The 25,837-nt window shown below is 66.5% G+C and carries 27 protein-coding genes; 17 read left to right on the top strand and 10 right to left on the bottom strand.

The window, feature by feature from the left end; all coding sequences use genetic code 11:
* Position 1: 1 nt before the first annotated feature.
* Entirely contained in the window at positions 2–709 is a 708-nt protein-coding gene (locus U1E26_00495; GenBank protein MDZ4168119.1) for an ABC transporter ATP-binding protein, read from the top strand.
* Between the two features lie 96 nt (positions 710–805).
* Here the strand turns inward: U1E26_00495 and U1E26_00490 are convergent, their stop codons facing one another.
* The 5 genes from U1E26_00490 to U1E26_00470 are packed head-to-tail and all read right to left on the bottom strand — an operon-like array spanning position 806 to position 5,233.
* On the bottom strand, positions 806–2,107 hold the full coding sequence (locus U1E26_00490) for an amidohydrolase family protein (GenBank protein MDZ4168118.1): 1,302 nt from the start codon (positions 2,105–2,107) through the stop codon (positions 806–808).
* Between the two features lie 7 nt (positions 2,108–2,114).
* A complete protein-coding gene (locus tag U1E26_00485; GenBank protein MDZ4168117.1) occupies positions 2,115–2,966 on the bottom strand; it encodes an MTAP family purine nucleoside phosphorylase in 852 nt (283 codons plus the stop codon).
* Positions 2,967–3,008: 42 nt separating this feature from the next.
* Entirely contained in the window at positions 3,009–3,230 is a 222-nt protein-coding gene (locus tag U1E26_00480; GenBank protein MDZ4168116.1) for a hypothetical protein, read from the bottom strand.
* 54 nt (positions 3,231–3,284) lie between these two features.
* The gene (gene mqnC, locus U1E26_00475; protein MDZ4168115.1) at positions 3,285–4,400 is read right to left on the bottom strand and encodes a cyclic dehypoxanthinyl futalosine synthase; all 1,116 of its coding nucleotides are present in this window, start codon (positions 4,398–4,400) and stop codon (positions 3,285–3,287) included.
* Positions 4,400–5,233 carry a menaquinone biosynthesis protein gene (locus U1E26_00470; GenBank protein MDZ4168114.1) on the bottom strand — a complete coding sequence of 278 codons (834 nt, stop codon included), beginning with the start codon at positions 5,231–5,233 and terminating at the stop codon, positions 4,400–4,402. Before U1E26_00470 ends, mqnC begins: the two co-directional genes overlap by 1 nt.
* 100 nt (positions 5,234–5,333) lie before the next feature.
* Here U1E26_00470 and U1E26_00465 point away from each other — a divergent pair, with 100 nt between their 5' ends.
* Complete coding sequence (locus U1E26_00465; protein ID MDZ4168113.1) at positions 5,334–7,298, top strand: cation:proton antiporter; 1,965 nt, start codon at positions 5,334–5,336, stop codon at positions 7,296–7,298.
* A 36-nt stretch (positions 7,299–7,334) separates the two neighbouring features.
* On the opposite strand, the gene mqnE is transcribed toward U1E26_00465, so the two are convergent.
* Complete coding sequence (gene mqnE, locus U1E26_00460; GenBank protein MDZ4168112.1) at positions 7,335–8,444, bottom strand: aminofutalosine synthase MqnE; 1,110 nt, start codon at positions 8,442–8,444, stop codon at positions 7,335–7,337.
* Between the two features lie 111 nt (positions 8,445–8,555).
* On the opposite strand from mqnE, the gene U1E26_00455 reads away from it, so the two are divergent.
* Genes U1E26_00455 through U1E26_00445 form a run of 3 tightly spaced genes read left to right on the top strand, consistent with a single transcriptional unit; the run spans position 8,556 to position 9,851 of the window.
* A complete protein-coding gene (locus tag U1E26_00455; protein MDZ4168111.1) occupies positions 8,556–8,846 on the top strand; it encodes a hypothetical protein in 291 nt (96 codons plus the stop codon).
* Positions 8,847–8,873: 27 nt separating this feature from the next.
* Positions 8,874–9,170 (top strand): hypothetical protein, encoded by a 297-nt coding sequence (locus U1E26_00450; GenBank protein MDZ4168110.1) that lies wholly within the window; start codon positions 8,874–8,876, stop codon positions 9,168–9,170.
* Positions 9,171–9,173: 3 nt separating this feature from the next.
* A complete protein-coding gene (locus tag U1E26_00445; GenBank protein ID MDZ4168109.1) occupies positions 9,174–9,851 on the top strand; it encodes a cytochrome c biogenesis protein CcdA in 678 nt (225 codons plus the stop codon).
* Between the two features lie 38 nt (positions 9,852–9,889).
* Here the strand turns inward: U1E26_00445 and U1E26_00440 are convergent, their stop codons facing one another.
* From U1E26_00440 to U1E26_00425, 4 genes are read right to left on the bottom strand one after another with little or no spacing between them, the layout of a single operon-like run.
* The gene (locus U1E26_00440; GenBank protein MDZ4168108.1) at positions 9,890–10,642 is read right to left on the bottom strand and encodes an ABC transporter permease; all 753 of its coding nucleotides are present in this window, start codon (positions 10,640–10,642) and stop codon (positions 9,890–9,892) included.
* Positions 10,639–11,643 (bottom strand): ABC transporter ATP-binding protein, encoded by a 1,005-nt coding sequence (locus U1E26_00435; GenBank protein MDZ4168107.1) that lies wholly within the window; start codon positions 11,641–11,643, stop codon positions 10,639–10,641. Before U1E26_00435 ends, U1E26_00440 begins: the two co-directional genes overlap by 4 nt.
* Positions 11,640–12,824 carry an ABC transporter permease gene (locus U1E26_00430; GenBank protein ID MDZ4168106.1) on the bottom strand — a complete coding sequence of 395 codons (1,185 nt, stop codon included), beginning with the start codon at positions 12,822–12,824 and terminating at the stop codon, positions 11,640–11,642. The genes U1E26_00435 and U1E26_00430 overlap by 4 nt, the downstream gene beginning before the upstream one ends.
* A gap of 11 nt (positions 12,825–12,835) precedes the next feature.
* Positions 12,836–13,804 carry a glycine betaine ABC transporter substrate-binding protein gene (locus U1E26_00425; protein MDZ4168105.1) on the bottom strand — a complete coding sequence of 323 codons (969 nt, stop codon included), beginning with the start codon at positions 13,802–13,804 and terminating at the stop codon, positions 12,836–12,838.
* 165 nt (positions 13,805–13,969) lie between these two features.
* Here U1E26_00425 and U1E26_00420 point away from each other — a divergent pair, with 165 nt between their 5' ends.
* The 12 genes from U1E26_00420 (at position 13,970) to nadB (ending at position 25,824) form a co-directional block, all read left to right on the top strand.
* Positions 13,970–14,470, top strand: a complete 501-nt coding sequence (locus U1E26_00420; GenBank protein MDZ4168104.1) for a C-GCAxxG-C-C family protein — start codon at positions 13,970–13,972, stop codon at positions 14,468–14,470.
* A gap of 73 nt (positions 14,471–14,543) precedes the next feature.
* Positions 14,544–15,968: a tRNA lysidine(34) synthetase TilS gene (gene tilS, locus U1E26_00415; GenBank protein ID MDZ4168103.1), complete on the top strand. Its 1,425-nt coding sequence runs from the start codon at positions 14,544–14,546 to the stop codon at positions 15,966–15,968.
* 15 nt (positions 15,969–15,983) lie between these two features.
* On the top strand, positions 15,984–16,523 hold the full coding sequence (gene hpt, locus U1E26_00410) for a hypoxanthine phosphoribosyltransferase (protein ID MDZ4168102.1): 540 nt from the start codon (positions 15,984–15,986) through the stop codon (positions 16,521–16,523).
* Positions 16,524–16,565: 42 nt separating this feature from the next.
* On the top strand, positions 16,566–18,548 hold the full coding sequence (gene ftsH / locus U1E26_00405) for an ATP-dependent zinc metalloprotease FtsH (GenBank protein MDZ4168101.1): 1,983 nt from the start codon (positions 16,566–16,568) through the stop codon (positions 18,546–18,548).
* A 23-nt stretch (positions 18,549–18,571) separates the two neighbouring features.
* On the top strand, positions 18,572–19,039 hold the full coding sequence (locus U1E26_00400; GenBank protein MDZ4168100.1) for a hypothetical protein: 468 nt from the start codon (positions 18,572–18,574) through the stop codon (positions 19,037–19,039).
* A 26-nt stretch (positions 19,040–19,065) separates the two neighbouring features.
* Positions 19,066–19,629 (top strand): GTP cyclohydrolase I FolE, encoded by a 564-nt coding sequence (folE, locus tag U1E26_00395; protein MDZ4168099.1) that lies wholly within the window; start codon positions 19,066–19,068, stop codon positions 19,627–19,629.
* A gap of 68 nt (positions 19,630–19,697) precedes the next feature.
* Complete coding sequence (folP, locus tag U1E26_00390) at positions 19,698–20,471, top strand: dihydropteroate synthase (GenBank protein MDZ4168098.1); 774 nt, start codon at positions 19,698–19,700, stop codon at positions 20,469–20,471.
* A gap of 81 nt (positions 20,472–20,552) precedes the next feature.
* Complete coding sequence (gene folK / locus U1E26_00385) at positions 20,553–21,362, top strand: 2-amino-4-hydroxy-6-hydroxymethyldihydropteridine diphosphokinase (GenBank protein MDZ4168097.1); 810 nt, start codon at positions 20,553–20,555, stop codon at positions 21,360–21,362.
* A 123-nt stretch (positions 21,363–21,485) separates the two neighbouring features.
* Complete coding sequence (gene panB / locus U1E26_00380) at positions 21,486–22,367, top strand: 3-methyl-2-oxobutanoate hydroxymethyltransferase (GenBank protein ID MDZ4168096.1); 882 nt, start codon at positions 21,486–21,488, stop codon at positions 22,365–22,367.
* Positions 22,364–23,242, top strand: a complete 879-nt coding sequence (gene panC / locus U1E26_00375; GenBank protein ID MDZ4168095.1) for a pantoate--beta-alanine ligase — start codon at positions 22,364–22,366, stop codon at positions 23,240–23,242. The genes panB and panC overlap by 4 nt, the downstream gene beginning before the upstream one ends.
* Positions 23,235–24,158: a quinolinate synthase NadA gene (gene nadA, locus U1E26_00370; GenBank protein MDZ4168094.1), complete on the top strand. Its 924-nt coding sequence runs from the start codon at positions 23,235–23,237 to the stop codon at positions 24,156–24,158. Before panC ends, nadA begins: the two co-directional genes overlap by 8 nt.
* The gene (nadB, locus tag U1E26_00365) at positions 24,151–25,824 is read left to right on the top strand and encodes an L-aspartate oxidase (GenBank protein MDZ4168093.1); all 1,674 of its coding nucleotides are present in this window, start codon (positions 24,151–24,153) and stop codon (positions 25,822–25,824) included. Before nadA ends, nadB begins: the two co-directional genes overlap by 8 nt.
* Positions 25,825–25,837: the final 13 nt, after the last annotated feature.

Below are 25,837 nucleotides of genomic sequence, written 5' to 3'. Positions count from 1 at the left end.
CGTGCTCACAGTCACCGACCTGAAGACCGCTTACGGCAAGATCGAGGCGCTCAAAGGCATCTCGGTCAGCGTCAGCGAGGGCGAGATCGTCACGTTGATCGGCGCGAATGGCGCGGGGAAGTCAACGACACTCAAGACGATCTCCGGTCAGCTGAACCCCGTCTCGGGAAGCATCGACTTCGAGGGTGAGAACATCGCCGGGACCGACGCGCACAAAGTGGCCATGAAGCGCATCGTCCAGGTTCCCGAGGGGCGACGCGTCTTCTCGCGCATGACCGTTCTCGAGAACCTCGAGATGGGTTCGTTTCTCCGCAACGACAAAGAGGGAATCGCCCGCGATCTGGACCATGTGTTCGAGCTCTTTCCTCGGCTCAAGGAGCGCATCGCTCAGAAGGGCGGCACCCTGTCTGGTGGCGAGCAGCAGATGCTGGCTATGGGACGCGGCCTGATGGCGGACCCGAAACTGCTGATGCTCGACGAGCCGTCCATGGGGTTGGCGCCGGTGGTCGTCGAGACGATCTTCGAGATCATCCAGAAGCTCAACGAAGACGGCATCACCATTCTGCTCGTCGAGCAGAATGCGAACCTGGCACTATCGATCGCAGACCGGGGCTACGTGCTTGAGACCGGCGAGATCAAGCTCCAGGGAAGCGGCAGGGAGCTGCTTGCTAACGACGACGTCCGCAAGGCGTATCTCGGCGAGGGGTAGCCGCCGCTCGCCTCCTGGCTCTGAATCGGGCGCCCTTTCGGGGCGCCCGTTCGTGTCTTGTATGGCTAGGAACAGGTGATCGGCACGCGCGCGCGGCTACGTCCGGGTCAGGGCGTGCTCGGCGCGAATGCGCGCGGCTTGTGCGGAGCGCGCGACCTCTGCAATCGGCTCGATCAGCTCTCCGTCAAGCACGCGCCAGATTCCGGATGACATGACCCCGCGAAGCGTGGTGGCGTCTGCGTGCTTCACAAAGTCGCTCTCCGGGTCCGAGGTCTCACCGATCTCGAAAGCCGCCATGTCGGCCTGCATGCCCGTTTCGAGTATGCCGAATCGGTCCTCGAGCCCGAGCGCGAGGGCACCCATCACCGTGACCATCTCGATGAGCTGGGATGGCTTGATCGAATGGTTCTCGTGATGGAGGCAGCGCAGCTCCTCCATCAGGTTGAGGTCGGAGTTGCTCGCTGCCGAGTCCGTGCCCACCCCGACGGGAACACCTGCGCGAAGAATCCTCGCGACCGGCGCGATCGGGTTGTGGAGGAAGAGGTTGGATCGGGGGCAGGTCACGACGCCGCGCGCGGCGGCCGCCAAGCGCGCGATATCGGAAGGCTCCGCGTGGCACGCATGTATCACGGTGCATCCGTCGAGTGCATCGAGCCGATCCACGTACGCGATCGGACTGCTGCCCGGCGCGCTGAAACCCGGGACCAGGCGAGCCGCGGCTTCTGCCAGCGGTCCTGTTCCGTGCGCGAGGAGTTCCACCTCCGCGGACGATTCTGCGACATGCATGGCGAACGGGATGCCGAATTCGACGGATGCCTCGTGCACGGCGGCAATGAGGCGCGGCTCGCATGTATACGGAGCATGCGGGGATAGCCCGCAACGCAGACGCGTGCCGCACCAACCGCGCTCCGTCACGGGGAACTCGCGCTTCTCAAGCTCCGCATACAGCCTCGGAGCCGAAACCCCCAAGACCTCCCAGAAGAAGACGCCCGCAAGGCCGGCGTCCGCTGCGGCAGCGGGGGCTTCGGGTCCGTACGCGACGTCGCCTACCACGGTGACGCCCGCCTGGAGGCATTTGAGGGAACCGAGCGCCGCGGAAGCGGCGAACTCCTCGGGACCCCAGTCGCTCATGGCACGCACCAGTCGGGGTAGCCACTCTTCGAACGGGGTCGACTCCAGAAGCCCGCCAAGTGCCGTGAGCGACAGGTGTGTGTGTGCGTTCACCAGGCCTGGCGTCACAGCGCAGCCGGGGAAGTGCCTGTGCTCGCCGGAGAACTTGAGGCGTTCCAGCTCGCGGGCGCTTCCCACCTCGACGATGATCCCGTGTTCGACGAGAACGGCGCCGTGCCTGATCGGAGGACGAGAGACAGGCAATACCCAGTCGGCGGTGATCAGCATGTGCCGGCTAGTCCTTTCGCTCGTCGGGTAGGCCCAGAAGGCTCGGCTTGCGGAACTCACCGCAGCCGCAGCCGGTGCCCAGGTCGGCGGTTGCCACTGTATCTACTACGATTCGCGCTATCGTGGCCGATTCCTCGAAGAACACGGCCTTGAGTTCGTCATGCTCCCAGTCGCGTACCACGCCCTCGCCGTAGTTCACCACGATGTAGATGCCGGCGAAGCACGCACCGATGTCCCGGGCGAGGAACACCTCAGGTGCGAGCGATTGCCCGACGACGTCCCCGCCAAGGCGGCGCAGGTAGTCTACTTCGGCGACCGACTCGAAGCGCGGACCGTCGGTCACAAGGTAGACGCCGCGCTTGAAGACGCGGTCGAAGTGGTCGGATGCACCGGCGTTAAGGTGGTTCGCCAGCTCGGGGCATACGGGCTTGCGCATGATCAGCAGGTGGTCGCCGCGCACGTAGATGTCCTGCTTGATGGTGGTGTCGATGAAGTCGTTCGGGATGACGATGTCGCGCGGGTCGAGCAGGTGGTTGAGGGAGCCCACACCGCCATCGGCGAGCACCTTGCTGACGCCGGCCTCGGAGAACACCCAGAAGACCTGCAGTGAGGCGTCCGCACGCTTCACGCCACGCCGCCAACCGTGCATCTTCACCGCTAGGGCATCGCGCGGTCCGTCTTCGGCTTCGACGCGGAAGTGCGTGAACGCGGGCGAGCGTCCGAACGGGGTGTCGAAGATGAGCCCGTCGGAGAGAACCGTCACGCGCTCATCGCCGAGTGCGCCGGGAAAGTCGAAGCTCAGTGAGCCCGAGCCACCGCAGATGCCGAACTGCACGCGCGGGATTCCGTTGTCCGCCATGGGGCCACCTCCTCACGACTAGGGTACCTGAGTGAGGGCTCGCTAGTCGCGCTTCATGATTGTCGTGAAGAGGAGCACCCCGGCAACCAGCCCGAGGCTACCGCCAAGCACCGCCCATCCTAGAGCTGGTGTGTCGGTTGCCACCCGCTGGGTGGTCGCCATGTGGGTGGCCCACGAGGCAAACCCGATGAGCACGAGTTCGATGGCCCCGACCATCACAAGAACGACGGCGCGCGACTTGGCTTCGACGTTCTTCTCGTCCACGGTATCCTCGATGCGTGATGTTCATGCGTGCGGATAGAGGTTACCCGAAGCGTGTCAGAACCGGCGCACCTCGCGGTAGAGGGTGTCTCGCTGCACAGGCGTGAAGCCCGCGTCGCTGATGAGCCGGACGAGTTCTTCGCGAGCGAGCATGAAGCGCGTCCCTGCCGCTGCCACGACGTTCTCCTCGATCATCGTCGAGCCCATGTCGTTGGCGCCGAACGCCAGTGCAACCTGTCCGATCTTAGCGCCTTGGGTCACCCAGCTGGCCTGGACGTTGCGCACGTTGTCGAGGTACAGGCGGCTCACCGCGAGCGTGCGCAGGTAGTCCCAGCCACTGGCGGCTTCAAGAGCGATCCCGCTGGCGGCGTACTCATCCTCGGCCAGCGCGGTGTTGCCGGGCTGGAAGCTCCAGGGGATGAACGCGCGAAATCCGACGTGCCCGGCGGCGACGGCGGCGTCTTGCACTTCGCGTACGCGACGCAGGTGCTCCACGCGCTCGGGAAACGTCTCGAGACCGCCGAACATCATCGTCGCCGTCGTCGAGATGTCGAGGGCGTGCGCCTCGCGCATCACGCCCAGCCACTGGTCGCTCGTGGCCTTCTTGGGGCTGACGTGTCCGCGTACCCGGTCGACGAGTATCTCGGCGCCACCGCCCGGCAGCGAATCGAGACCGGCGGCGCGCAGGCGCGTGAGCACCTCGACCGTCGAGATACCGCTCACCTTCGCGATGTGGAACACCTCGGGCGGCCCGAAACCATGGACGTGGATCGCCGGGTGATCGGCCTTGATGCCGGCGAGCATCTCCTCGTACCACTCGATCTTCAGGTCGGGATGCATTCCGCCTTGCAGCAGGATCGCCGTGCCCTCGAGATCGATCGTCTCCGCGACCTTGGCCGCCAGCTCCTCGCGGGAAAGCACGTAGGCGTCCGCGGAGTCGGCGGAGGCGAAGAAGGCGCAGAAGCGGCACTCCGAGACGCAGACGTTGGTGTAGTTCACGTTGCGGTCGACGATGAAGGTGACCTCGCGGTTCGGCACGACGCGGGCGCGAACAGCGTTCGCGGCGGCGGCGAGTTCGAGCAGATCTCCGTGGGCCATGAGATGAGCGGCATCGTCCTCGTGCAGCCTGCTCTTGCCGCGCGCGACCGCGGCGAGCACGTCTCCGACCGACATCACTGCTCCCCGAAGACGCGGATCTCGGGCGCCTCATCAAGCTGGCCTATGCCCACGGCCTCGGCGAAGAAGCGCTCGAGCCCCTGGCGGAAGCGCGGCTCGAAACGGAAGCTCAGCGCGTCGAAGTAGCTCTTGAACTGCTCGGCGCCGAAGCTTTCCCATCGCGCTGCATACGCGCTGATCTCGTCGAGGTGCCCCCGGCAGTAGGCGAGTGAGCCCGACAGCGCTTCGCTCACGTTGCGGACTTCGCGCGGGTGCTCGGCGGCGAACGAGCGGCGCACCGCCCAGACCGCGTAGACCATCGGAAGCCCGGTCCACTCGGTCCACTCGGAGCCGAGGTCGTAGGCGAACAGGCCGTCGGTCGGTTCCCAGTGCTCGCGGAGCGCCTCATCACCGATCAGGAGCGCCGCATCCGCGTCGCGCAGCATCGCAGGCAGGTCGGGGGGCATCGTGACGTAGTCGGGCTCGACGTCCCAGCGCCGCTTGAGCAGAACGCGGGCGAGCACCTGCGAGGTACGCGAGTTCGCTGCCAGCGCCACCGTGCCGCCACTGAGTTCCGTGACGGGCTTCTTCGATACCAGCAGAATCGACTGCACTTCGCCATCACTGGTGATGGCAATGTCGGGGAGCAGGATCAGCTCGTCAGCGTGCCGGGCGTACTCGATGGCGGGTATCGGGGCGACCTCGAGCGAGCCTGCCACGATCATCTCGGCGAGGTCCGCGGGGTTGGCGCGAACCAGGTCGACGTCGAGCAACACATCCTGCTTCACCATGCCGTAGTACAGCGGCAAACAGTTGATGAACTGGATGTGACCGAGACGGGGGCGCGGCATGCGCGGCTCCTTTCGAGATGACGACTCATGGTACCGCTTTCGCAGGTTCAAGACGGGAGTCGCGCGATACAATGAGCATCCGCGACAGTGAGGGGTGCGCGTGGAGTCACTGCTCTTCGACATCGTGATCATCTTCGCCCTATCGGTGGCCGCTGCGATCATCTGTCACAAGTTGCGGATCCCGACTTCGATCGGATTGCTCCTGACAGGCGTCCTCGCCGGGCCCGAGCTGCTGGGGCTCGTGCGCAACGTGCACCAGATCGAGCTGCTTGCCGAGATCGGCGTGGTCTTGCTGCTGTTCGTCATCGGCCTCGAGTTCTCGCTGTCAGACATCTTGAAGCTGAAGCGCCAGTTCCTCGTGGCCGGCTCGGTGCAGTTCTTCGGGACGGCTCTGGTCGTCGGCGCGGTGACGATGGCGATGGGCTCGACCCTGCAGCAGAGCATCTATATCGGGTTCGTTGTTGCCCTGTCCAGCACGGCCGTGGTCCTTCGGATGCTGCAGGATCGCGCCGAGTCGAACACCCCGCACGGACGCAACGTGGTCGCCACCCTCATCTATCAGGACATCGCTGTCGTGCCGGTCATGCTGACCGCACCGTTGCTTGCGGGCGACGGGTTCGACGGGGGGTCGGCGTCAGCGCTGGGGCTCGTGGCGCGCATCGTCGGCGTGGGTGTCTTCGCCTACGTCGCCTACCGGTGGGCGGTGCCGTGGGTTCTTGAGCGCATCACGCGAACCCGCAGCTCTGAGGCGTTCCTGCTCGGCGTGATCACGCTGTGTGTCGGCATCGCCGTGCTCACTCAGTCGGCCGGCCTCTCGCTCGCGTTGGGCGCGTTTCTTGCCGGGCTCATCATCTCGGAATCGGAGTACTCGCATCAGGCGGTCGGCGTCATGCTGCCCTTCCGGGATGTGTTCATGAGCCTCTTCTTCGTTTCTATCGGCATGCTGCTCGACATCGACTACCTTCTGGCCGATCCGGTGCGGATCGCGGTGCTCACGCTTGGCGTGATCGTCGTGAAGCCGCTGGTCGGCGCCGTGGCCTCGCTTGCCACCGGACTGCCGTTGCGCAGCGCCGTGCTCGCGGGTCTCGCATTGGGACAGGTGGGAGAGTTCTCGCTCGTCGCCACTCAGGCGGGCGTGGCGGCGGGGCTGTTCGGCACCGATGTCTTCCAGACGGTGCTCGATGTTGCGGTGCTCAGCATGATGCTCACGCCGGTGTTGGTGGCAATCGGGCCGCGCTGCGCCGACTTCGTCTGCGCGACGCCGCTCGTGCGGCTGGGGCGCGGTGCTGAGGCGTCGGAGGACAGTGGCAGCGCGGCCTACGCCGGCCACGTCGTGATCGTCGGCTTCGGCGTCACCGGCCGTAACCTCGCGATGACTGCGCGCGCCTCCGATGTGCCCTACGCGGTCCTTGAGCTCAACGCCGCCACCGTGCGCGAGGCGAAGGCCGCGGGAGAGCCCATCCACTACGGTGACGCGAGCCATGAGTCGTTGTTGCGCCACGTCAACGCCGACAAGGCGCGGGCGGTCGTGATCGTCATCGACGATCCAGCCGGTGCACGCCGCATCGTCGAAGCGTGCCGCCGGATCGCGCCCGATGCCTACATCCTCGTGCGCAGTCGCTATCTGCGCGAGGTCGAGGTCCTGCTCGCCCTCGGGGCAGACGAGGTGATCGCCGATGAGATGGAGGTCTCGATCGAGGTCTTCTCCCGGGTGCTCACGCGCATGCTCGTCCCCCGCGAGGACATCAAGCAGCTGATAGGGGACGTCCGGGGCGAGTGGCGCCGTATGGCGAGGAGCCTGTCGCACGAGTCGACGTCGGCGGCGGACCTGCGCGTGCATGTTCCTGACGTGATGACGCACACGCTGAGGCTCACGGCCAACTCGCCTATCGAGAGTCAAAGCATCGCGGAAAGTGGTTTGCGCGCTGACCACGGTGTCACCGTCCTCGCCGTGACGCGCGACGGCGAGACGTTCGGCAATCCGGGCGGGGACATGCGGCTTTTCGAGGGCGATGTGCTGTTCGTGATCGGGCCGGCCGGCTGGGACGCGTCGGCGGTCACGTGAGCCGATGGCGGTCGCGGTCTCCCGGCGCCCCGGACGCTACTTTTCGCCGTACACGCGGACGACCCGATAGAGCGTGTCGCGTTCGACAGCCGTGTGTCCCGTTTCCTCGATCATCCCGACGAGATCGTCTTTCGACAGCGCTTCGGGGGTCGTGGCGCCGGCCATGTGCGTGATCTTCTCTTCGACCACCGTGCCGTCGATGTCGTCGACGCCGAAAGCCGTCGACAGCTGCGCCACCTTGAGCCCCACCATGATCCAGAACGCCTTGATGTGCGGGATGTTGTCGAGCATCAGGCGTGCGATCGCGAGCGTCTTGAGATCATCGAAGCCCGTCGTCGCGGGCAGGTCGGCAAGCTCGGTGTTGGCGGGATGGAAAGCAAGCGGGATGAAGGCGAGGAAGCCACCGGATGCGTCCTGCTGTTCACGCAGGCGGATGAGGTGGTCGACGCGCTCCGCGCGCGTCTCGATGTGACCGTAGAGCATCGTGCAGTTGGTCTTGATGCCGAGTGCGTGCGCCTCACCGTGGATCCGCAGCCAGACATCGCCCTTCGTCTTCTTGTCCCAAGCGGCTACGCGCGTGCGCTCGCTGAAGATCTCCGCGCCGCCGCCGGGTAGTGCGTCGAGGCCCGCGGCCTTGAGGTCGGTCAGCACGTCGCTCGTGGTCTTGCCGCTGATGATCGCCATGTGCTCGATCTCGACCGCGGTGAACGCCTGGACGATGACGTGGTCGGGCACGGCGGCGCGCGTGCGGGCGACCATGTCGATGTAGAACTCGTAGCTCCAGTCGGGGTGCAGCCCGCTCACGATATGGATCTCGTAGGCACCGTCGGCAGCGCCCTCAGCGGCGGCCTTGGCGACCTCGTCGAGCGTCATCTCGTAGGCGCCCGCCTCGTCGGCGTTGCGTGCGAACGCGCAGAACTTGCAGCGGTTGCGGCAGATGTTCGTCGGGTTGATGTGGCGGTTGACCATGAAGTACACGCGGTCGCCGTTGATGCGCTGCCGCACGTGATCGGCCATCTGGCCGATGCCGATGAGGTCGTTGGATGCGTAGAGCGCGATGCCGTCGTCACGCGTCAGTCGTTCGCCTGCCGCGACCTTGACTGCGATAGGTTCGAGCGCGGCGTCAGTGAGGTTGAAGTGCGTCAACTGAATCTCCCAAGGTTGTCGGGCCACCGCCGTAGTCTATGCCCTGTCGCGGGGCGTCGCTAGCGTCGGTGCGTGGGTATCATCATCACGACCCACGACGACAGGAGTCACATGAGGTACAGGATGATACTCGCCTTCGCGACGCTGCTGATCGCGGTGGTGGGAATAGGATGCACCCCCTCGCCGGAGCCGGTCGCCCAGGTGCCGACGGTGCCCTCGGAACCCGCGACGGACACGGCGGCTCCTGACACCGCCGAGCCCGATCCGGCACCGACATCGCCGCCCGCGAGCCAGATAGCTTGGCTCGACACGGAACTCGAGGACGCCGTGACGGGCAAGCAGTTCCGGCTTGCCGACTACAAGGGCAAGCCCGTGTTGCTGCACTCCTTCGCCACCTGGTGAAGCACGTGCAAGCGCCAGCAGGCCATCTTGGATGAGCTGCTGGACGAGGACCGCGTGACGGTTCTGGTGGCACTGGGCATCGACGAGAACGAGGACGCGGGACTGCTGCGTCAGGTGTGGAAGGAGCGTGGGCTCACTGAGCCGGTCGCGATATCTCCAGGACCCCTCACTGCCGCGCTGATTCAGGAATTCGGTCCCGAGATCGTGACGCCGCCGCAGGCGCCTATCGTGCTCATCTCGGCAGACCAGACTTCGGCCCGGTTGCTGCCGAGCGGGCTCAAAGACATCGAAGAGCTGAAGTCCGAGATCGCGAAAGGACGCTGACGGGTGGACTGGTTTCGCTTTGTGGGAGCGAGCTACCTGCTCGGTCTTCTGACGCCGCTGACGGCGCTGTGCGTCATTCCGCTGTATCCCGCGTTCCTTGCTCGCATGGCGCGGCTTGCCAACGCCGATCGAGATGATCGTCGGGTGCTGGCCCTCACGGGTCTCGTGGTGACCGCAGGCGTGGTGAGCTTCATGCTCATCCTCGGGCTCGTCTTCACGACCCTGCTGCAGGAGTCGCTTCAGCAGGTCATCGGAGTCATCTCGCCGATAGCGTTCGCCATTCTGGCGGTCATCGGCGTGCTCATGATGGCCGGCGTCGAGGTCCGTCGCAAAGTGCGGTTGCCCGAGCCGAAGAATCCGCTGCTGGCGAGCTACCTCTACGGCTTCTTCTTCGGCGCCATCGTCATCCCCTGTAACCCTGCCTTCATCGCTGCGTTCCTCGCCCGAAGCGTGCTGGTGACCGACCCCGTTGCGAGTCTGGCCAACTTCGTGGCCTTCGGCCTCGGTATCGGCACGCCGCTCATCGCGTTCTCGCTGGTCACCCGCGCGGCGAGCCGGCGGATGGTCAACGTGCTCGTCGAGCGGGAGCGAGCGATCTCGTTCGTGGCCGGTGCGGTGATGACGAGCGTGGCCGTCTACTACCTCGTCGTCGTCTTCGACGTGTTCGGGGCAGTCGGCTGAAGCGCGCGCGGGTCGAGGGCTCGCCGGTGTTTCGGCCGCTACGCCGTCGGCTCCGCCGTGAGTTCGCTGGGACTGGTCAGCAGGCGGTCCAGGAGCAGCGCCAGCGCAATCGCGGGCAGAGCACCCTCGAGGATGAACGCATCGTTGTACTCCTTGAAGCCGGCAAGGATCGGCATCCCGAGTCCGCCGGCCGCCACGATCGCCCCCATGGTGGCCGCGCTCACGTTGATGACGAGCATGTTCTTCACGCCGCCCACCATGACGGGCATGGCCAGCGGCATCTCGACCGAGATGAAGCGCTGACGTGCGGACATCCCCATGCCGATGGCCGCGTCATGCGCGTCGGCGGGCACACCCTCGATGCCGGCGATGACGTTCAGCGTGACGGGCAGGATGCTGTAGAGGACCAACGCCAGAACCACCGGCTCGGCTCCGTAGCCGATGACCGGCACAGCGAGCGCCATGATCGCCACACTCGGAATCGTCTGGGCGAGGTTGGCGACGCTGACGATGACGTCGCGGAAGGGTCTGCCGATCCGTGAGAGCCCGAGGGCGCCGAGCAGGGCGCCGATCACGAGCGCCACCGCACTGGCCACAGCGACGATGAATACCTGTTCGGCCATCAGTTGGGACAGGGGCTTGGTCGGGTACATCACGACATCCGCCTCCGGTACGAGTGCAGAGAGCAGGCGAGAGAAGCCCTCGGTGTCAAAGGTCATCCACAGGGTGGCCGCGGCGAGGACGGCCACGGTGGCCCAGTGTCGCGCTACCACCGCCCGGCTCGACCTCATGCCCGCTCACTTCCCCCGGTGGCAGCCGGAGGGCATTCGCCCGCAGTTCCTGTGCTCCCGTCGCCCAGCGCGCGCACGAGATCGTCGTAGCCGAATGTGCCCCGTCCACGGTCGCCGTCCATGACGAGGACGCGCTCCGCACGCGAGCCGACGAGTTCTGCCAGCGCCTCCTTGAGGGTTGCGGTCGCCGCGATCCGGGGCAGGCCGTCGAGCGAGGCGCCGGACTCCAGGGGTTCAAGCGTGACTGTGGCCAGACAGTGCCTCGCCATGATCCGTAGCCCCAGGTTCTCGCCGAAGAAGCTGCGCACGAACTCGTTTGCCGGCTCGCGCCACATCGCTTCGGGTGTCGCGAACTGCTGGAGAACACCGTTCTTGAGCAGCGCGATCCGGTCGGCGAGCAAGACCGCCTCGTCGATGTCGTGCGTGACGAACAGGATCGTCTTGCGGACCTTGGCTTGCAGTCGCTTCATCTCCTGCTGCAGACGCTCCCGCGTGAGTGGATCCACGGCCCCGAAGGGCTCGTCCATGAGCAGGACCGGCGGATCGGCCGCCAGCGCGCGGGCGACGCCGACGCGCTGCGCCTCGCCCCCGGACAGCTGTGCCGGACGCTTGCGGGCGTACACCTCGGGGTCCAGCCCCACCAGATCGAGCAGTTCGCTGACGCGGGCGTCGATGCGCTTCTTGTCCCAACCCAGCAGGCGAGGAACGGTGGCGACGTTTCGATGGATCGTCATGTTGGGGAACAGGCCGGTGTTCTGGATCACGTAGCCCATCGTGCGGCGGAGCTGCTCGGGTTTCATCTCGGATGTATCAGCGCCGTCCAGCGTCACCGTGCCACTCGTGGGCTCGATCATGCGGTTGACCATGCGAAGCATCGTTGTCTTGCCCGAACCGGAAGGGCCGAGCAGGACGCAGAACTGTCCATCGGCCACCTCAAGGTCCACGTGGTCGACGGCGGTGAAATCGCCGTAGGTCTTGGTGAGTCCCTCGATCCGTATCATCGCGTCTCGTCCCAGGGTTGCAGTGCCCGCTGCAAGGCGAGCACTGACCGGTCGAAGAAGAGCGCCAGAGCCATGATCGGGATCACCCCGAGCATGATGAGGTCGGTCGCGGTCTCACCGGCACCCAGAAACACGAACGTACCCAGTCCGCCCCCGCCGATCAGCCCGGCGATTATCGCACCGGCGGTCGTTTGGACGAGCGCGATGCGCAAACCGGCGACGATGACCGGCAGCGCCAGCGGGAGCTCGACCTCGGCGAGCAGCCTCAGGCGGCCCATCCCGACGCCCCGCGCTGCATCGAGCACGCTCGTGTCGAGCGTGACGAGCGCCGTGTAGGTGTTGCGCGCTATGGGGTAGACGGCGTAAGCGGACAGCACGATGATCACCGGCGCCCAACCGACCCCGCGGACGCCGAGCTGCTCGAAGATCGCGAAGCGCTGCGAGAGCCCCGAGAGCACCGGGTACATGAGTCCGATGAACGCCAGGGTGGGGAAGACCTGCAGCACGTTAAGCGTCCCGAACACCGCAGGTTCGAGCGAGCGCCGGCGAGCAGCGAGCAGGCCGAGCAGCAACCCGAACACGAGTCCGATGGACACGGCTCCGGCGACGTAGGCCAGATGCAGGCGCAGCTCGCGGGCGAAGCTCTCGGCGTTGTTGGCGTACTCACGGGCTACGGCCAGCTCCGAGAGCTGGCCGGTGACCATCAGCGCGATGACTGCGATTACCGGTAGGTAGGTGAGCACCACGCGCAGCTTGCCTGCGGGCACCCATGCAGTGGCAGCGAAGATCACGACGTAGGAGGAGAACAGCGACAGCCACGCCGCCCATAGAAGCGAGGTCCGGGCGATGTCGCCTTCCTGGGCGACCCATGCGGCGGCCTCAGCGCCGGCACCTGCCAGCATCACGACGGGAGCCGCGCCGCCTAGGAGTGTCACGCTGATGCCGCGCGCGCGATCCGACAGGGGACTGAGCGTCAGAATCGCGGCAGCGATCCAGGCGGCAACGAGCAACCAGCCCCACGCGCCCAGCCCCGCTGCGAGCGAGACGGGCTCGCCTTCCATGATCCGGTTGGGATTGAACGATATCCCGTGAGGAACGAAGGCCGCCGCAGCCCCGAGGAGTGACCCGGTGACCGCGACGACCTTCGCGTACTCACGTACCGTGCCGGTGGAATCCGTCACGTGCTGGCTCTCTACTCGAGGAACCCGTTCGCCCTCAGGTACTCCTCGGCGACCGCGGGACCTGACTTGCCGCCGAACGCCACTTCGCGGTTCAGCTCTTGGAGCTTCTCGGTCGTCAGAGAAGCGAACACGGGCGCAAGGATCGAAGCGATCTCAGGGTACGCCTCGAGTATGGCGCTGCGGAAGAGCGGAGTCGGCGCGTAGAAGGGCGGCACGTTCTTGGAGTCTGTCAGCACGACGAGTCCCTGCTCGGCAAGGCCGCCGTCGGTGGCGTACACCTCGGCTACGTTCGCGCCGTCAGTGCCCTTGACGACCGCCTCGATGAACTGCGCGGTCACGCCGTTGGACAGGCCGATCTTCTGGTTGTCTTTGAGCGTGAATCCGTACGCCTTCTCATAGGCCTTGAGGCCTGAGGGGTTGTCCATCCAGGACTGGTCTCCCACGAGCTTGACCGTTCCTCCGCCCCTCACGAAGGTGGCGAAGTCCTCCATGGTCACGAGCTGGTTCTCGTCCGCGAAGGCCTTCGTCACCGCAAGGTACTCGCCGTTGTTGGCGGGCGCGGGCGAGAGCCACGCGATGCCGGACTTGGCGTCCTCTGTCTTGATCTGCTCGTAGCCCGCGACCGGGTCGTTCCACAGGGGGTCGCCTTCAGGGCCTACGTAGTACTGACCGCTACCCGTGTAGTCGATCGTCGCGTCCACGTCCCCCGCGAGAAGCGCCTTGCGCACGACGTCCGGCGTGCCGAACTTCGTCTTGTCGACGGTCTTGATGCCATCGGCCTCAAGCATCTTGATGATCATCGAGCCGAGGACGACGCCCTCGGAATCCAGCAGTGACGCGACCTTGACCTCCGGGCCCTCTTTGGCCACCGGTGCCGCTGGTTCAGACGCGGGCTCCGTGGGGGGCGCCGCGCAGCCCCCCAGCATGAGCGATGCTGCCAGCAATGCGGCCAGTAGGGGCCGCGACCATCGTGCAGACATGAGTTCCCCTCTCGTATCAGCAATACCGTGAAGAACTATCAGGACACATGATAGCAGGACCTGACTCGTTGTGTGTCCTTACCCGTTCTCGCAGCCATCCTCAATCATTGCGTTCCGTGATAAACTGTATACGATTGCTGAATATCTCTCCCGGGAGGCTCAGGCGTGTCCTCAGCCATAGACATCCCCATCAGCGGGGCGCGAAGCCTGATCATCGACGACGATGTCGTGTCTGCTGCCGAAGCCGCTGAGCTCGCGGCGGCGTCCTACTACGAGGCGGGCTTTCACTGCGCGGAGTCGGTCGTCAAAGCGGTCAACGAGGTGCTCGGTCATCCGATGCCACCCGAGGTGTTCAAGATGGCCTCGGGCTTCTGCGAAGGGCTCGGCGGCTCTCGCTGCATATGCGGGGCGCTCGCCGGTGGCGTGATGGCTATCGGACTCACCGGGGGGCGCTTGGATGCTGATGATGCGTGGGAGCCGTCCTACGAGGGCGCCGCGGAACTGAGGCGCCGCTGGGTGGAGGACCAAGATGCTGAATCGTGCGATGAGGTCGTCAAGCGCATCGGCGGCATGCACCTGCCCGAGCGTTGGGCGCACTGCACGATGCTCGTCGGCCGTACCGCTCGCTGGGTCGTCGAGATCGCGGAGGAGCCTCCGCGAGGCTGACCTCGCGGCTGGTGGCTGAGCGTCCCCATTCCCTCTCCACACCTGGTTCGTCGTATCGGGTACCTTCTCCAGCATGACCTCGTTCATCGATACCGCTCGGCAGACCGTCGCCCGGCATGACCTCCTTCCCGAGGATGCGCCCGTGGTGGTGATGGTGTCGGGCGGAGCGGACTCCGTCGCGCTGCTTCGCCTGCTGTCGTCGGGCGAGTTGGGGGTGCATCGGCTGCGCGTGCTTCACGTCAATCACCTCCTGCGCGGCGACCACGCGGATGCGGACGAGCGTTTCGTGCGCGAACTGTGCGAAGAGCTCGACGTCGAGCATCGGGAGGTCAGGTTCGATGTGGCGGCCCTGGCGCGTGCCGACCACCTGAACCTCGAAGACGCCGGGCGCCGCGTGCGCTATCGGTTCGCCGACGATGAGCTGGACGCCCTGTGCGACGAGCGGGGAGTGGCGCGATCTGCCGGCCGGATCGCGGTCGCACACACGCTCGACGACCGCATCGAGACGTTCTTCATGCGGGCGATAGCGGGCGCGGGCGCAGGTGCGCTGGCCAGCATCGCTGCCCGACGGGGGCGCGTCGTGCGCCCGCTCATCGACTGCGAGCGCGCCGGGCTGCGGGAGTACCTCGAACAACTCGGAGCTTCGTGGCGCGAGGACGCTTCGAACTCCGACACTGAGCGCTCGCGCGCGTTCGTACGCTCCGAGATCCTTCCGGCGGCGCAGCGGCTGAACCCGGCGTTTCGAGTGTCGATGCGTCGCACGATGGACCTTCTCGCCGATGACGATGCCCTGCTCGGCCGCCTCGCGGGCGGCTTCGCTCGCGATTTCGCGCAGGTCGTGACGGGGGAGGCGCGCTTCAACCGGGAGTGGATGCGCTCGCTCGAGCGAACCATGGCCAGACGGACCGTGCGCGACGCGCTTGGGCGTGCCTTCCCTGACGCGTCGCGGCTTGAGGCCGATCACATCGAGGCGCTGGTGGACGGGCTTGCTGATGACGCATTCGCGCGCGATTTGCCGGGGGGGCTGAGGGCCGAATGTGAGTACGGTACACTGGTCGTCTCGGCAGGGGGGCTCGAGGGTTCACGTCTGGCACCTGGCTTGCTCCCGCTACCGGGACAGGCCGCGCTCGGGAGGGCTGGCACGATGCTCTCCGAGTGCGTCGACGTGGGTGACACCACAGGAAGCGACGATTCGATCGTCATCGACGCGGGGGCTGTGGGTACGGAGTTGACCGTGGGCCCCTGGCTGGACGGCGAGCGCATGCGTCCGCTGGGTATGCCGGGGAGAAGGAAGCTATCCGACCTGCTGACCGATGCCAAGGTGCCTCGAAGGCTCCGTGGACTCGTGCCGGTGGTTCGCGACGGCGAGCGCGTCGTGTGGCTCGCCGGAGTGAGGATGAGCGACGAGTTCCGAGTGGGCGCACAGACACAGCACGCCGTGCGCCTGACCTGGGAACGTGGCGTGGCGTGGCGGACGACGGACGAGACGGGAGCGTAGCGAGTGGGTGCATCCATGCACGACGACATCTCCTCGGTGGTTCTTTCAGAGGAACGCATCCGCGAGCGGGTCGCAGAGCTCGGTGCAGATATCAGCCGGGACTATGGCGACGAGCCGGTTCTGCTCATCGCTGTTCTGCGCGGCGCGGCACTCTTCGTCGCTGACCTGGCGCGTGCGGTGTCATCGCCGGTGGAGATCGACTTCATGGCGGTTTCGAGCTACGGGTCGTCCACCAAGTCCTCCGGTGTGGTCCGCATCCTGAAGGACCTGGATGAGGGCATCGAGGGTCGGCACGTCCTCGTCGTCGAGGACATCCTCGATACGGGACTCACCCTCAAGTACCTCCTGAAGAACCTTGCGTCGCGCAAGCCCCGCTCGCTCGAAGTCGTCACGTTGCTGAGCAAGGAAGGCAAGCAGCGGGTACCTATCGCCTGCAAGTACATCGGTTTCGACGTGCCCGACGAGTTCGTTGTCGGGTACGGGCTCGACTACGACGAGCGGTACCGCAACCTGCCCTACATCGGAGTCCTCAAACCCGAGGTGTATGCCGACTGACCCGCACCGCCGCGGCACATCGGTCATAGGAGAAGAGAGAACGTGAACAAGAACTTCCGAACCGTCATCATCTACCTCGTCCTCCTGGGCGTGCTCGTCTGGATCGTGACGGGCACCTTCACCGGGGCCCAAGAAGGGCCCGCAGAGCTCGATACCAGCGCGTTCATCACGGCGGCCGAGGACGGCCTCATCTCCTCGGCTACCTACATCGCCAGGAATGGCGACATCAAGGGAGAGTACTGGGCGAGCGCCGAGGCCAAGCAGAAGAAGGAGAAGCCTGCTGCCTACACGTCGTCTTGGGCCGGCGATGACTCCTTCACCGAGTTCGCCACGGCCAACGACATCAAGTTCACCGTCGACAACTCAGGACCCAGCATCTGGGTCACGATCATCACCTCGTTGCTGCCGATTCTGCTTCTCGTGTTCGTGATGATCTTCTTCCTGAACCAGATGCAGGGCGGCAACTCCAAGATCATGAGCTTCGGCAAAGCCAAGGCGAAGCGCATGACGCGCGATCAGCCGCGTATCACCTTCAAGGATGTCGCAGGTGCGGACGAGGCCATCGAGGAGCTCGACGAGATCAGGGAGTTTCTGGCCAACCCCGGCAAGTTCCAGGCACTCGGCGCCAAGATTCCCAAGGGCGTGCTGCTTGTCGGACCTCCGGGTACCGGCAAGACGCTGCTCGCTCGCGCGGTGGCCGGCGAAGCCGCCGTCCCGTTCTTCTCTATATCGGGCTCGGACTTCGTCGAGATGTTCGTCGGCGTGGGCGCCTCGCGCGTGCGCGACCTGTTCGAGCAGGCCAAGGCGGCCAACCCCTGCATCATCTTCATGGACGAGATCGACGCGGTCGGCCGTCAGCGCGGCGCCGGGCTCGGTGGCGGTCACGATGAGCGCGAGCAGACGCTCAACCAGCTGCTGGTCGAGATGGACGGCTTCGACATCAAGGACAACGTGATTCTGATCGCCGCCACCAACCGCCCTGACATCCTCGACCCGGCGCTGCTTCGGCCGGGCAGGTTCGACCGACAGATCGTCGTCGATCGCCCTGACCTCAAGGGCCGACTCGGCATCCTGAAGATCCACACGCGCGGCAAGCCGCTCGCTGACGACATCGACCTCGAGGTCCTTGCGCGCCGGACACCGGGCTTCACCGGGGCAGACCTCGCCAACCTCGTGAACGAGGCGGCGCTGCTGGCGGCACGCCATGGCAAGAAGCGCGTGGACATGAAGGAGCTCGACGAGTCCATCGAGCGCGTGATCTCGGGTCCCGAGCGCAAGAGCCGACTCATCTCCGAGGAAGAGAAGCGGATCATCGCCTACCACGAGTCCGGACACGCACTGGTGGGCCACCTGCTGAAAGACACCGATCCCATCCACAAGATCTCGATCATCGCGCGCGGGCAGGCGCTGGGCTACACGCTGGCGCTGCCGGCAGAGGACAGGTTCCTCACCAGCCGCAACCAGATGCTCGACCAGATCTCGATGATGCTCGGCGGCCGGGTGGCCGAGGAGCTGGCCATCGGAGATATCACTACGGGCGCCTCCAACGACATCGAGCGCGCGACGAAGATCGCCAAGCAGATGGTCATGCGTTTCGGCATGAGCGAGAAGCTCGGACCGCAGACCTTCGGCGAGGCCAGCCACGAGGTGTTCCTGGGCCGCGACTTCTCGGCAAACGCCGACTACAGCCCGGAGATCGCCTACGAGATCGACAAGGAGATCGCGCGGCTCATCGACGAGGCGTACGAGAAGGCGCGCAGACTCGTGGCGGATCGCCGGGAACAGCTTGACCTCATGGCCGAGGTGCTCATCGAGCGCGAGACGGTGGACCGCGAGGCGCTCATGGCGCTGCTGGAGAATCGCTGGCAGGAGTTCCTCGACAGCGAGGCCGAGCGTATAGCCAACGAGCCCGAGGCCCCTGAACCTGATGCGGCAGAAAGCGAAGCCGCCGTCGTGGCTGATGAGCCCGTCGTCGGCGCCGGATCCGATATTCCGCCGCAGGCACCACCGATTCTCAACGCCTAGGCGAAGCTAAGGGAGGCACCACCGTGAATCGTGAAGTCCACTACGACTTCACGCGCACGTGGGCGCTCGAAGCGGGCTTCTCTGAGGTCGATGCCGAGGCGATCGCTTCGGCGAACTGGGCGTGCGACCGCATACACACCGGACTTGCCGGCAAGCGCTACCACTGGGCTGCGTTGGGAGCACAGCGCCTGTCACGCAGGCGGTTTGGAGAGGCGGTCGAGCGGGGCGATCTGGTCGCTCTGGGCGAGGCGCTCCACACGATGCAGGATGCGGTCGGTCACGGGTTCTGGGGGCATTTCTACCACTGGAAGGGCATCGACCGATGGCAGCATCGAGGGCCTCGGGTCCGGCGGCGGCTGGAGACGCGCAGCCGCGCGATGCTCGAGGCGTTTCGCTTAGAGCGCCCCTGCCCGGACGCGGTCGCATCCGATGCGAGCTCGTTGGGGTCGCACGCCGGGACACCGATGGGGGATACTTGCCGCATGTCCTGACGCCGACCGGGGGAGCTCGCTTCCACATGGACCGCGACAAGATCGAGACCGGTGTGCGCCTGATTCTTGAGGGCATCGGAGAGGACCTCTCGCGAGAGGGACTGGCCGAAACCCCGAGGCGCGTGGCCGACATGTACTCCGAGATATTCTCCGGGCTGGGGGCCGATGCCAGCGAGCACTTCTCCGTGACCTTCAACGAGGGGCACCAAGAGATGGTCCTCGTGCGCGACATCGCGCTGTACTCCGTGTGTGAGCATCACCTCGTGCCGTTCCTCGGGCGAGCTCATGTGGCCTACATCCCGGGCAAGCACGGGCGCATCTGCGGGCTGTCCAAACTCGCTCGCGTTGTGGATGTGTACGCGAAGCGGCCGCAGGTCCAGGAGCGCCTGACCTCGCAGATCGCCGACACGATCGTCGACAACCTCGATCCCGCCGGCGTCATCGTCGTCATCGAGGCGGAGCACCTGTGCATGTCTATGCGCGGGATCAAGAAGCCCGGTTCGATGACGGTGACCAGTGCGGTGCGCGGCATATTTCAGCGCAGCGCCGCCACGCGCGCCGAGGCGATGTCTCTCATCACCGGCAAGTGACGCCGGCGGCACACAGCCGAGTGTGGCGGTGCGGGGCGTTCGAACTCGTCCTCGACCACCCGCTCGTCATGGGCATCGTGAACGTGACGCCGGACTCCTTCTCTGATGGCGGCGACCACGAGGACCCCGCGGCCGCCGTCGCCCACGGCGAGCGGTTGCTTACCGAGGGGGCCGACCTGCTCGATGTCGGTGGCGAGTCCACGAGGCCCGGCGCCGCGGCGGTGTCGCCCGCAGAGGAGCTGGCACGGGTCCGCCCGGTGATCCAGCGCCTGTCTGTGGAGCCGGTACCCGTCGCCGTCGACACCCGAAGGCCCACCGTTGCCGCTGCATGTCTGGAGGCGGGTGCGAGCATCGTGAACGACGTCTCCGGCTTCCGCGATCCGGCGATGGTTCAGGTTGTCGCAGCCTCAGAGTGCGGAGTGATCATCATGCACATGCTCGGCAACCCGGAGTCGATGCAGGACGATCCTCGCTACGACGACGTGGTGGTCGAGGTCGGCGGCTACCTGCTCGCGCAGGCCGCGGTGCTCGAGGCGGCCGGGGTCGCACGCGAGCGCATCGCCATCGACCCGGGAATCGGGTTCGGCAAGACCCTCGAGCACAACCTCGCTCTGCTGCGTGGCACGCGGGAACTGGCGGACCTCGGGTACCCGCTTGTCGTGGGTGCATCGCGCAAGCGCTTCATCGGTGAGATCACCGGGGAAGCGGACCCCAGAGGCAGAGTCGGTGGCTCGGTGGCGGCCGCGCTCGCGGTCGCTGAACGCGGCGCTGCGGCGCTGCGCGTCCACGATGTCGCGGCGACGGTGCAGGCGTTCGCACTAGGCAGCGCACTTCGCTCGTGAGGCGCACGGGGTGAAGTGGTGCCCGCTTAGGGAATATCTGTTGAGGTACGCCCGTAACCCGCGAACAGGAGATGACTGGCCATGGACACCGCGTATATCGGGCTTGGAAGCAATCTGGACCCCCGCATGCTGAATCTGGCGAGCGCGCTTGAGGCTGTGGCGCACCTCCCCGAGACTCACGTCAAGAACGTGTCGAACGCCTATGAGTCCCAGCCGGCCTACGTCGAAAGCCAGCCGCTCTTCCTCAATGCTGTGGCGGAAGTGACCACCGGCCTGCTCCCCGAGGCCCTTCTCGGTCACCTTCTGGATATCGAGACGGACATGGGTCGCGTGCGCGGCGACGACAAGGGGCCGCGCGTCATCGACCTCGATCTGCTGCTGTATGGTTCCGAGGAGATGGTCTCCGAGTCGCTCACCCTGCCGCATCCGGGGCTGGCCGAGCGAGATTTCGTCGTGACACCGCTGCTGGAGATCGCCCCCGACATCATCTTGCCTGACGGCACGCGTCCGGGGCGACTGGGCACCATGGTCGGGTGCGTGACGCGTGACGCCGGGCCGATTCCGGATGCCGGCGCTGGCCACGACGTCCCTGTCGAGCCTGCCGAGTGGGTGGCCATCGCGTCGAGCGAGGATGTGACCGATCGCATCGCCGGGTTCGACGCGGCACTGCAGTTCAAGCGGCAGGTGCTCGAGGGCGAGGGCATTCCCGTGGGATGGGAGCCCTACGAGCCGGGCACGGATGTCGACCCCTTCGGGATGATGATCGTCTTCTCGTTGCTCGTGCCGGTGGCCGACGAGGAACGCGCTCGCACGCTACTCGCGCAGGTCGAGGCCGCCCCGTCCGAGCTCTCGTTTGATGAGGGCGAGGAGCCGGCGGAGCCGGTGGTGTAGCAGGGGAGTGCTGCGGCGCACCCGACAGGTGTATACTCGCACCCCCTCGTTGGAGGGCCGCGTGGACCCGCACCGAAGCGGGCTGCGACGGCGAACCACGAAAGGAGCGTTCTCGTGAGCGCCATGCCCACGCCCCCTGCCGCACCCAAGATGACGGCGACCGCATTTTCCGCACTCAAGGGTTCGGGGCGCCCTCTCGTCATGATCACCGCCTATGACCACCCGTCTGCGCGTCTGGTCGAAGAAGCCGGCGTCGATGCCATTCTGGTCGGCGATTCGATGGGAATGACGGTGCTCGGGCACTCGAGCACCTTGCCGGTCACCGTCGACGATATCGCCCGGGCGACCGCGGCGGTCGCTCGCGCCACCACGCACACGCTCATCGTTGCCGACATGCCGTTCATGAGCTATCAGGTGTCGTACGAGGAGGGCATGCGCAACGCGGGTAGGCTCGTGGCCGAGGGCGGCGCCCACGCCGTCAAGCTGGAAGGTGCGAGCGCCGCAACGCTGCTGCTGACCAGAGGTCTGACCGAGGCGGGCATCCCCGTCATGGGGCACGTCGGCCTCACGCCCCAATCGGTGAACGCTCTGGGCGGCTACCGCACGCAGGCAAAGGACGCGACAGCGGCTGCCAAGCTGATTGCCGAGTGTGATGCGCTTGAGCAGGCGGGGGCGTTCGCGATCGTTCTCGAGTGCATCCCTGCCGAACTGGCCGAACGCGTGACGGAGCGCGCGGGAGTGCCGACGATCGGTATCGGCGCGGGGGTCGCGTGCGACGGACAGGTGCAGGTCTTCCACGACCTGCTCGGTCTGGGCGAGTTCGTGCCGCGCCATGCGAAGCGCTACGTCGACGCAGGCTCGATCATCCGCGAGGCGGTCGCGCGTTACGCTGACGACGTGCGCGGCCGCTCCTTCCCCGGCGACGAGCAATCCACCCACGTGTCGGGCGAGATGATCGATGAGGCCTTCAGTGCCGTGCACGTCTTGAACCGGAGCCAATCGTGATCGAGCGACTCTCGAGCAAGGACGAGATTCGTGCCGCCGTCGCCGCCGCACGGCGTGAGGGAAAGCGCGTGGGTTTCGTTCCGACGATGGGCGCCCTGCATGCCGGGCACCTCTCGCTCGTGAGCGCGGCGTGCAAGCGTGCCGACGTGGTCGTGACCTCGATATTCGTGAACCCCACGCAGTTCGGTCCCAGCGAGGACTTCGCCGCGTACCCGCGTTCCCTGGAAAGCGACATCGCGCTGCTCTCAGGCGACGGTGTCGAGATCGTCTTCACGCCGAGCGCCGCTGAGATGTACGGCGAGCTCCCGGTCGTGACGGTCGATCCGGGTCCTTTAGCCGCGCGCTGGGAAGGCGCGGTTCGACCGGGGCACTTCAGCGGCGTGGCGACGGTGGTCACGAAGCTGCTGTCCGTTGTCAGGCCCGATATCGCATTCTTCGGCGAGAAGGACTACCAGCAGCTCCAGATAGTGAAGCGGCTCGTGGCCGACCTCGACGTGGGCTGCCAGATCGTCGGCTGCGCCACGGTGCGTGATGAGGACGGCCTGGCGCTGTCGAGCCGAAACGTTCATCTGTCCTCCGAGCAACGCGTCGCGGCGCTGGCACTGCCGGCCGCGCTCGAGGCGGCGGAACTGGCGGTGGCGTGGGGAGAGCGTTCGGCGGCGGCTATCGAGGCGGGCATGCGAGACACGGTTGCGCGCCTGGCCGGCGACGCGCTCCTGCTCGACTATGCTGCCGTCGTCGACGCATCATCGCTTGAGCCCGTGGTCGAGCTCCGCGGATGTGTCCGAGCGATCATCGCGGGTCGCATCGGTCCCACGCGCCTCATCGACAACTGCGCGCTGGACGCATCGGAGTGCGAGGCCGCGCATGCCTGATGCCGCCGTAAACGCCGCGCTTTCGGCTGAGATCCGCTCCCTTGCGGCCGAGCGCGATGCGGTTGTGATCGCTCACAACTACCAGCGCGCCGAGGTCCAGGATGTCGCGGACTTCACCGGTGACTCGCTGGGGCTGTCGCGCCAGGCCGCCCGGACCGAGGCGCGCACCATCGTCTTTGCGGGAGTCCACTTCATGGCCGAGACGGCGGCGATCCTGGCCCCGGACAAGCGCGTCTTGTTGCCCGAGCCGCGCGCCGGCTGTCCCATGGCAGACATGGTGACCGCCGAGGGCCTGCGCGCGTGGAAGAGCGAGCACCCCGGCGTGCCGGTGGTGACGTACGTGAACTCGTCAGCCGAGGTGAAAGCCGAAAGCGATGTCTGCGTGACCAGCGCAAACGCCGTGGCAGTGGTGTCGGCGCTCGGCGCTTCGCGCATCCTGTTCGCGCCCGACCGCAACCTGGGGTCGTGGGTTGCCCGCTCGCTTCCCGAAGTGGAGGTCGTGCTGTGGGCGGGCTGGTGCCCGACACACGATGACGTCACCGTCGCGCAGGTCCTCGCCGCACGCGAGGCGCACCCGGGCGCACCTGTGATGGCGCACCCGGAGTGCCGACCTGACGTCGTCGACCTTGCCGACGCGGTGCTCTCGACCTCGCAGATGCTTGCTTTCGCGGCAGACGATCCGGCGGATGAATTCGTGGTCGTGACCGAGAGCGGGCTCATCCATGCGCTGCAGAAGGCCGCGCCCGGCAAGCGATTCCATGAGCTTGCGCCGCGCATGTTGTGCCCCAACATGAAACTCACCACGCTGGCGAAGGTGCGTGACGCGCTCGCGTTCGACCAGTACGCGGTTGAGGTGGCTCCCGAGGTCGCGCGGGCGGCGCGGGCAGCGGTGGAGCGGATGGTAGCCATTGGCTGACGCCGTGGAGCTCACGCGCCTGAGCAGCGTGCTGTCCGAAGGAGCACGCGTCACCTCGACCGACGTGCTCGTGGTCGGCACCGGCATCGCCGGGCTGACCGCTGCCCTGCACTGCTCGCGTGACCGCTCGGTCACCGTCGTGACCAAGGGTCGCCTGACCCAGACCAACACCTGGTACGCGCAGGGCGGGATAGCCGGCGCGGTCTCCGAGAAGGACTCGATCGAGTCCCACGTGGCTGACACGCTCCAGGTCGGCCAAGGCCTGTGCGACGAAGCCGTCGTTCGAGCCGTTGTGGGCGAAGCGCCCGAAGCGCTCGAGTCGCTCCTGGGCTTTGGCGTGCGGTTCGACCTGGCGCGGGACGGTGGCGTGGCGCTCGCGCTTGAAGGCGGGCACTCGCTGCCGCGCGTTCTGCATTCGGGCGACCGCACCGGGGCGGTGATACAGCACGCCCTCACCGAGACGCTCGTCGGGCGCTCGCGCATCCCGGTGCTCCAGAACCGGTTCCTCGCCGACCTCGTCTTGGACGACGAGGGGGGGTGCGCCGGCGCACTCGTGCTCGACGCGACCACCGGTGAGCTTGAGGCCATCGTGGCTGGTGCCGTGGTTCTGGCCACCGGCGGCGCAGGCGGCATCTTCCCGGTGACGACCAACCCTCCCGAGGCCACCGGTGACGGTGTGGCGGCGGCGTGGCGGGCGGGCGCTGAGGTCGCCGACCTGGAGTTCGTGCAGTTCCACCCGACCGCGCTCGACCATGAAGCAGCGCCGCGCTTCCTCGTGAGTGAGGCACTGCGCGGCGAAGGGGCGTACCTACTCGACTGCGATGGCGTCCGGTTCATGCTCGGCGTGCATCCGCAGGCCGAACTCGCGCCCCGCGACGTCGTCAGCCGCGAGATTGAGCGTGTGATGAAGCGCTGCGGCACCCCTCACGCCTGGCTCGACGCGCGGCATATCGGCGAGGCGCGTCTGCGCTCGCGTTTCCCGAACATCTGGGCCGCGTGTGCCGAGGCCGGCTACGACCTGTCGGTCGATCTGCTTCCCGTCGTGCCCGCCGCGCACTACTTCGTGGGCGGAATCCGCGTCGATGTCGACGGGCGCTCGAGCGTCCCGAGCCTGTACGTATCCGGCGAAGCGGCGGCGTCAGGACTGCACGGTGCCAACCGGCTCGCCTCGAACTCGCTGCTTGAGGGGCTTGTGTTCTCTCGCCGTATCGCCCGGGCGTTGGACGCCGACGGGGTGCCCTCGGCTGCGGCGCCCGCTGGGCAGGCGAAGCTGAGCGTGCCGACGCGCCGTGCATCCGTGTCCGCGACCAGATCCGTAGACTCACAAGCAGGCGAAACTGACGGATTCTCGGCCGGGCTCTCGCGGCTGCACGACCTGGCGGCCTCGGGCCTGGGGATGGCCCGTACCGCCGAGGGGCTCGAAGCGTCTGCGATCGGCTTCGCCCAGATCGCGGCTTCGGCGACGGGCGACGGCGTGGGCGGACGCGAGCTGGCGAACCTAGCGTGCGTGGCCGAGCTGGTGGCACGGGCGGCCGCCCTGCGCACGGAGTCACGCGGCTGCCACTCGCGTCTGGATCACCCGGATCGCGATGATGCGCGGTGGCGGGCCCATCTCGTGTTCAAGCGTCACGAGCGGCCTCGGTTCGAACCGGTACGCGAATCGTGAGAGGGTGAACTGG

This window comes from Coriobacteriia bacterium (assembly GCA_034370385.1).
Taxonomy (GTDB): Bacteria; Actinomycetota; Coriobacteriia; order Anaerosomatales; family PHET01; genus JAXMKZ01.
The sequence above is the reverse complement of the archived record's forward strand: the minus strand, read 5'-3'. Positions and strand labels throughout refer to the sequence as shown.

Bases quoted from the DNA above. Each gene is read 5' to 3' on its own strand.
- U1E26_00490 (MDZ4168118.1), bottom strand. From the start codon at position 2,107: ATGCTGATCACCGCCGACTGGGTATTGCCTGTCTCTCGTCCTCCGATC.
- U1E26_00485 (MDZ4168117.1), bottom strand. From the start codon at position 2,966: ATGGCGGACAACGGAATCCCGCGCGTGCAGTTCGGCATCTGCGGTGGC.
- mqnC (MDZ4168115.1), bottom strand. From the start codon at position 4,400: ATGTCGGTCGGAGACGTGCTCGCCGCGGTCGCGCGCGGCAAGAGCAGG.
- U1E26_00470 (MDZ4168114.1), bottom strand. From the start codon at position 5,233: ATGCCGCGCCCCCGTCTCGGTCACATCCAGTTCATCAACTGTTTGCCG.
- U1E26_00455 (MDZ4168111.1), top strand. From the start codon at position 8,556: ATGAGGTACAGGATGATACTCGCCTTCGCGACGCTGCTGATCGCGGTG.
- U1E26_00440 (MDZ4168108.1), bottom strand. From the start codon at position 10,642: ATGAGGTCGAGCCGGGCGGTGGTAGCGCGACACTGGGCCACCGTGGCC.
- U1E26_00435 (MDZ4168107.1), bottom strand. From the start codon at position 11,643: ATGATACGGATCGAGGGACTCACCAAGACCTACGGCGATTTCACCGCC.
- U1E26_00425 (MDZ4168105.1), bottom strand. From the start codon at position 13,804: ATGTCTGCACGATGGTCGCGGCCCCTACTGGCCGCATTGCTGGCAGCA.
- tilS (MDZ4168103.1), top strand. From the start codon at position 14,544: ATGACCTCGTTCATCGATACCGCTCGGCAGACCGTCGCCCGGCATGAC.
- hpt (MDZ4168102.1), top strand. From the start codon at position 15,984: ATGCACGACGACATCTCCTCGGTGGTTCTTTCAGAGGAACGCATCCGC.
- folE (MDZ4168099.1), top strand. From the start codon at position 19,066: ATGGACCGCGACAAGATCGAGACCGGTGTGCGCCTGATTCTTGAGGGC.
- folP (MDZ4168098.1), top strand. From the start codon at position 19,698: ATGGGCATCGTGAACGTGACGCCGGACTCCTTCTCTGATGGCGGCGAC.
- folK (MDZ4168097.1), top strand. From the start codon at position 20,553: ATGGACACCGCGTATATCGGGCTTGGAAGCAATCTGGACCCCCGCATG.
- panB (MDZ4168096.1), top strand. From the start codon at position 21,486: ATGCCCACGCCCCCTGCCGCACCCAAGATGACGGCGACCGCATTTTCC.
- nadA (MDZ4168094.1), top strand. From the start codon at position 23,235: ATGCCTGATGCCGCCGTAAACGCCGCGCTTTCGGCTGAGATCCGCTCC.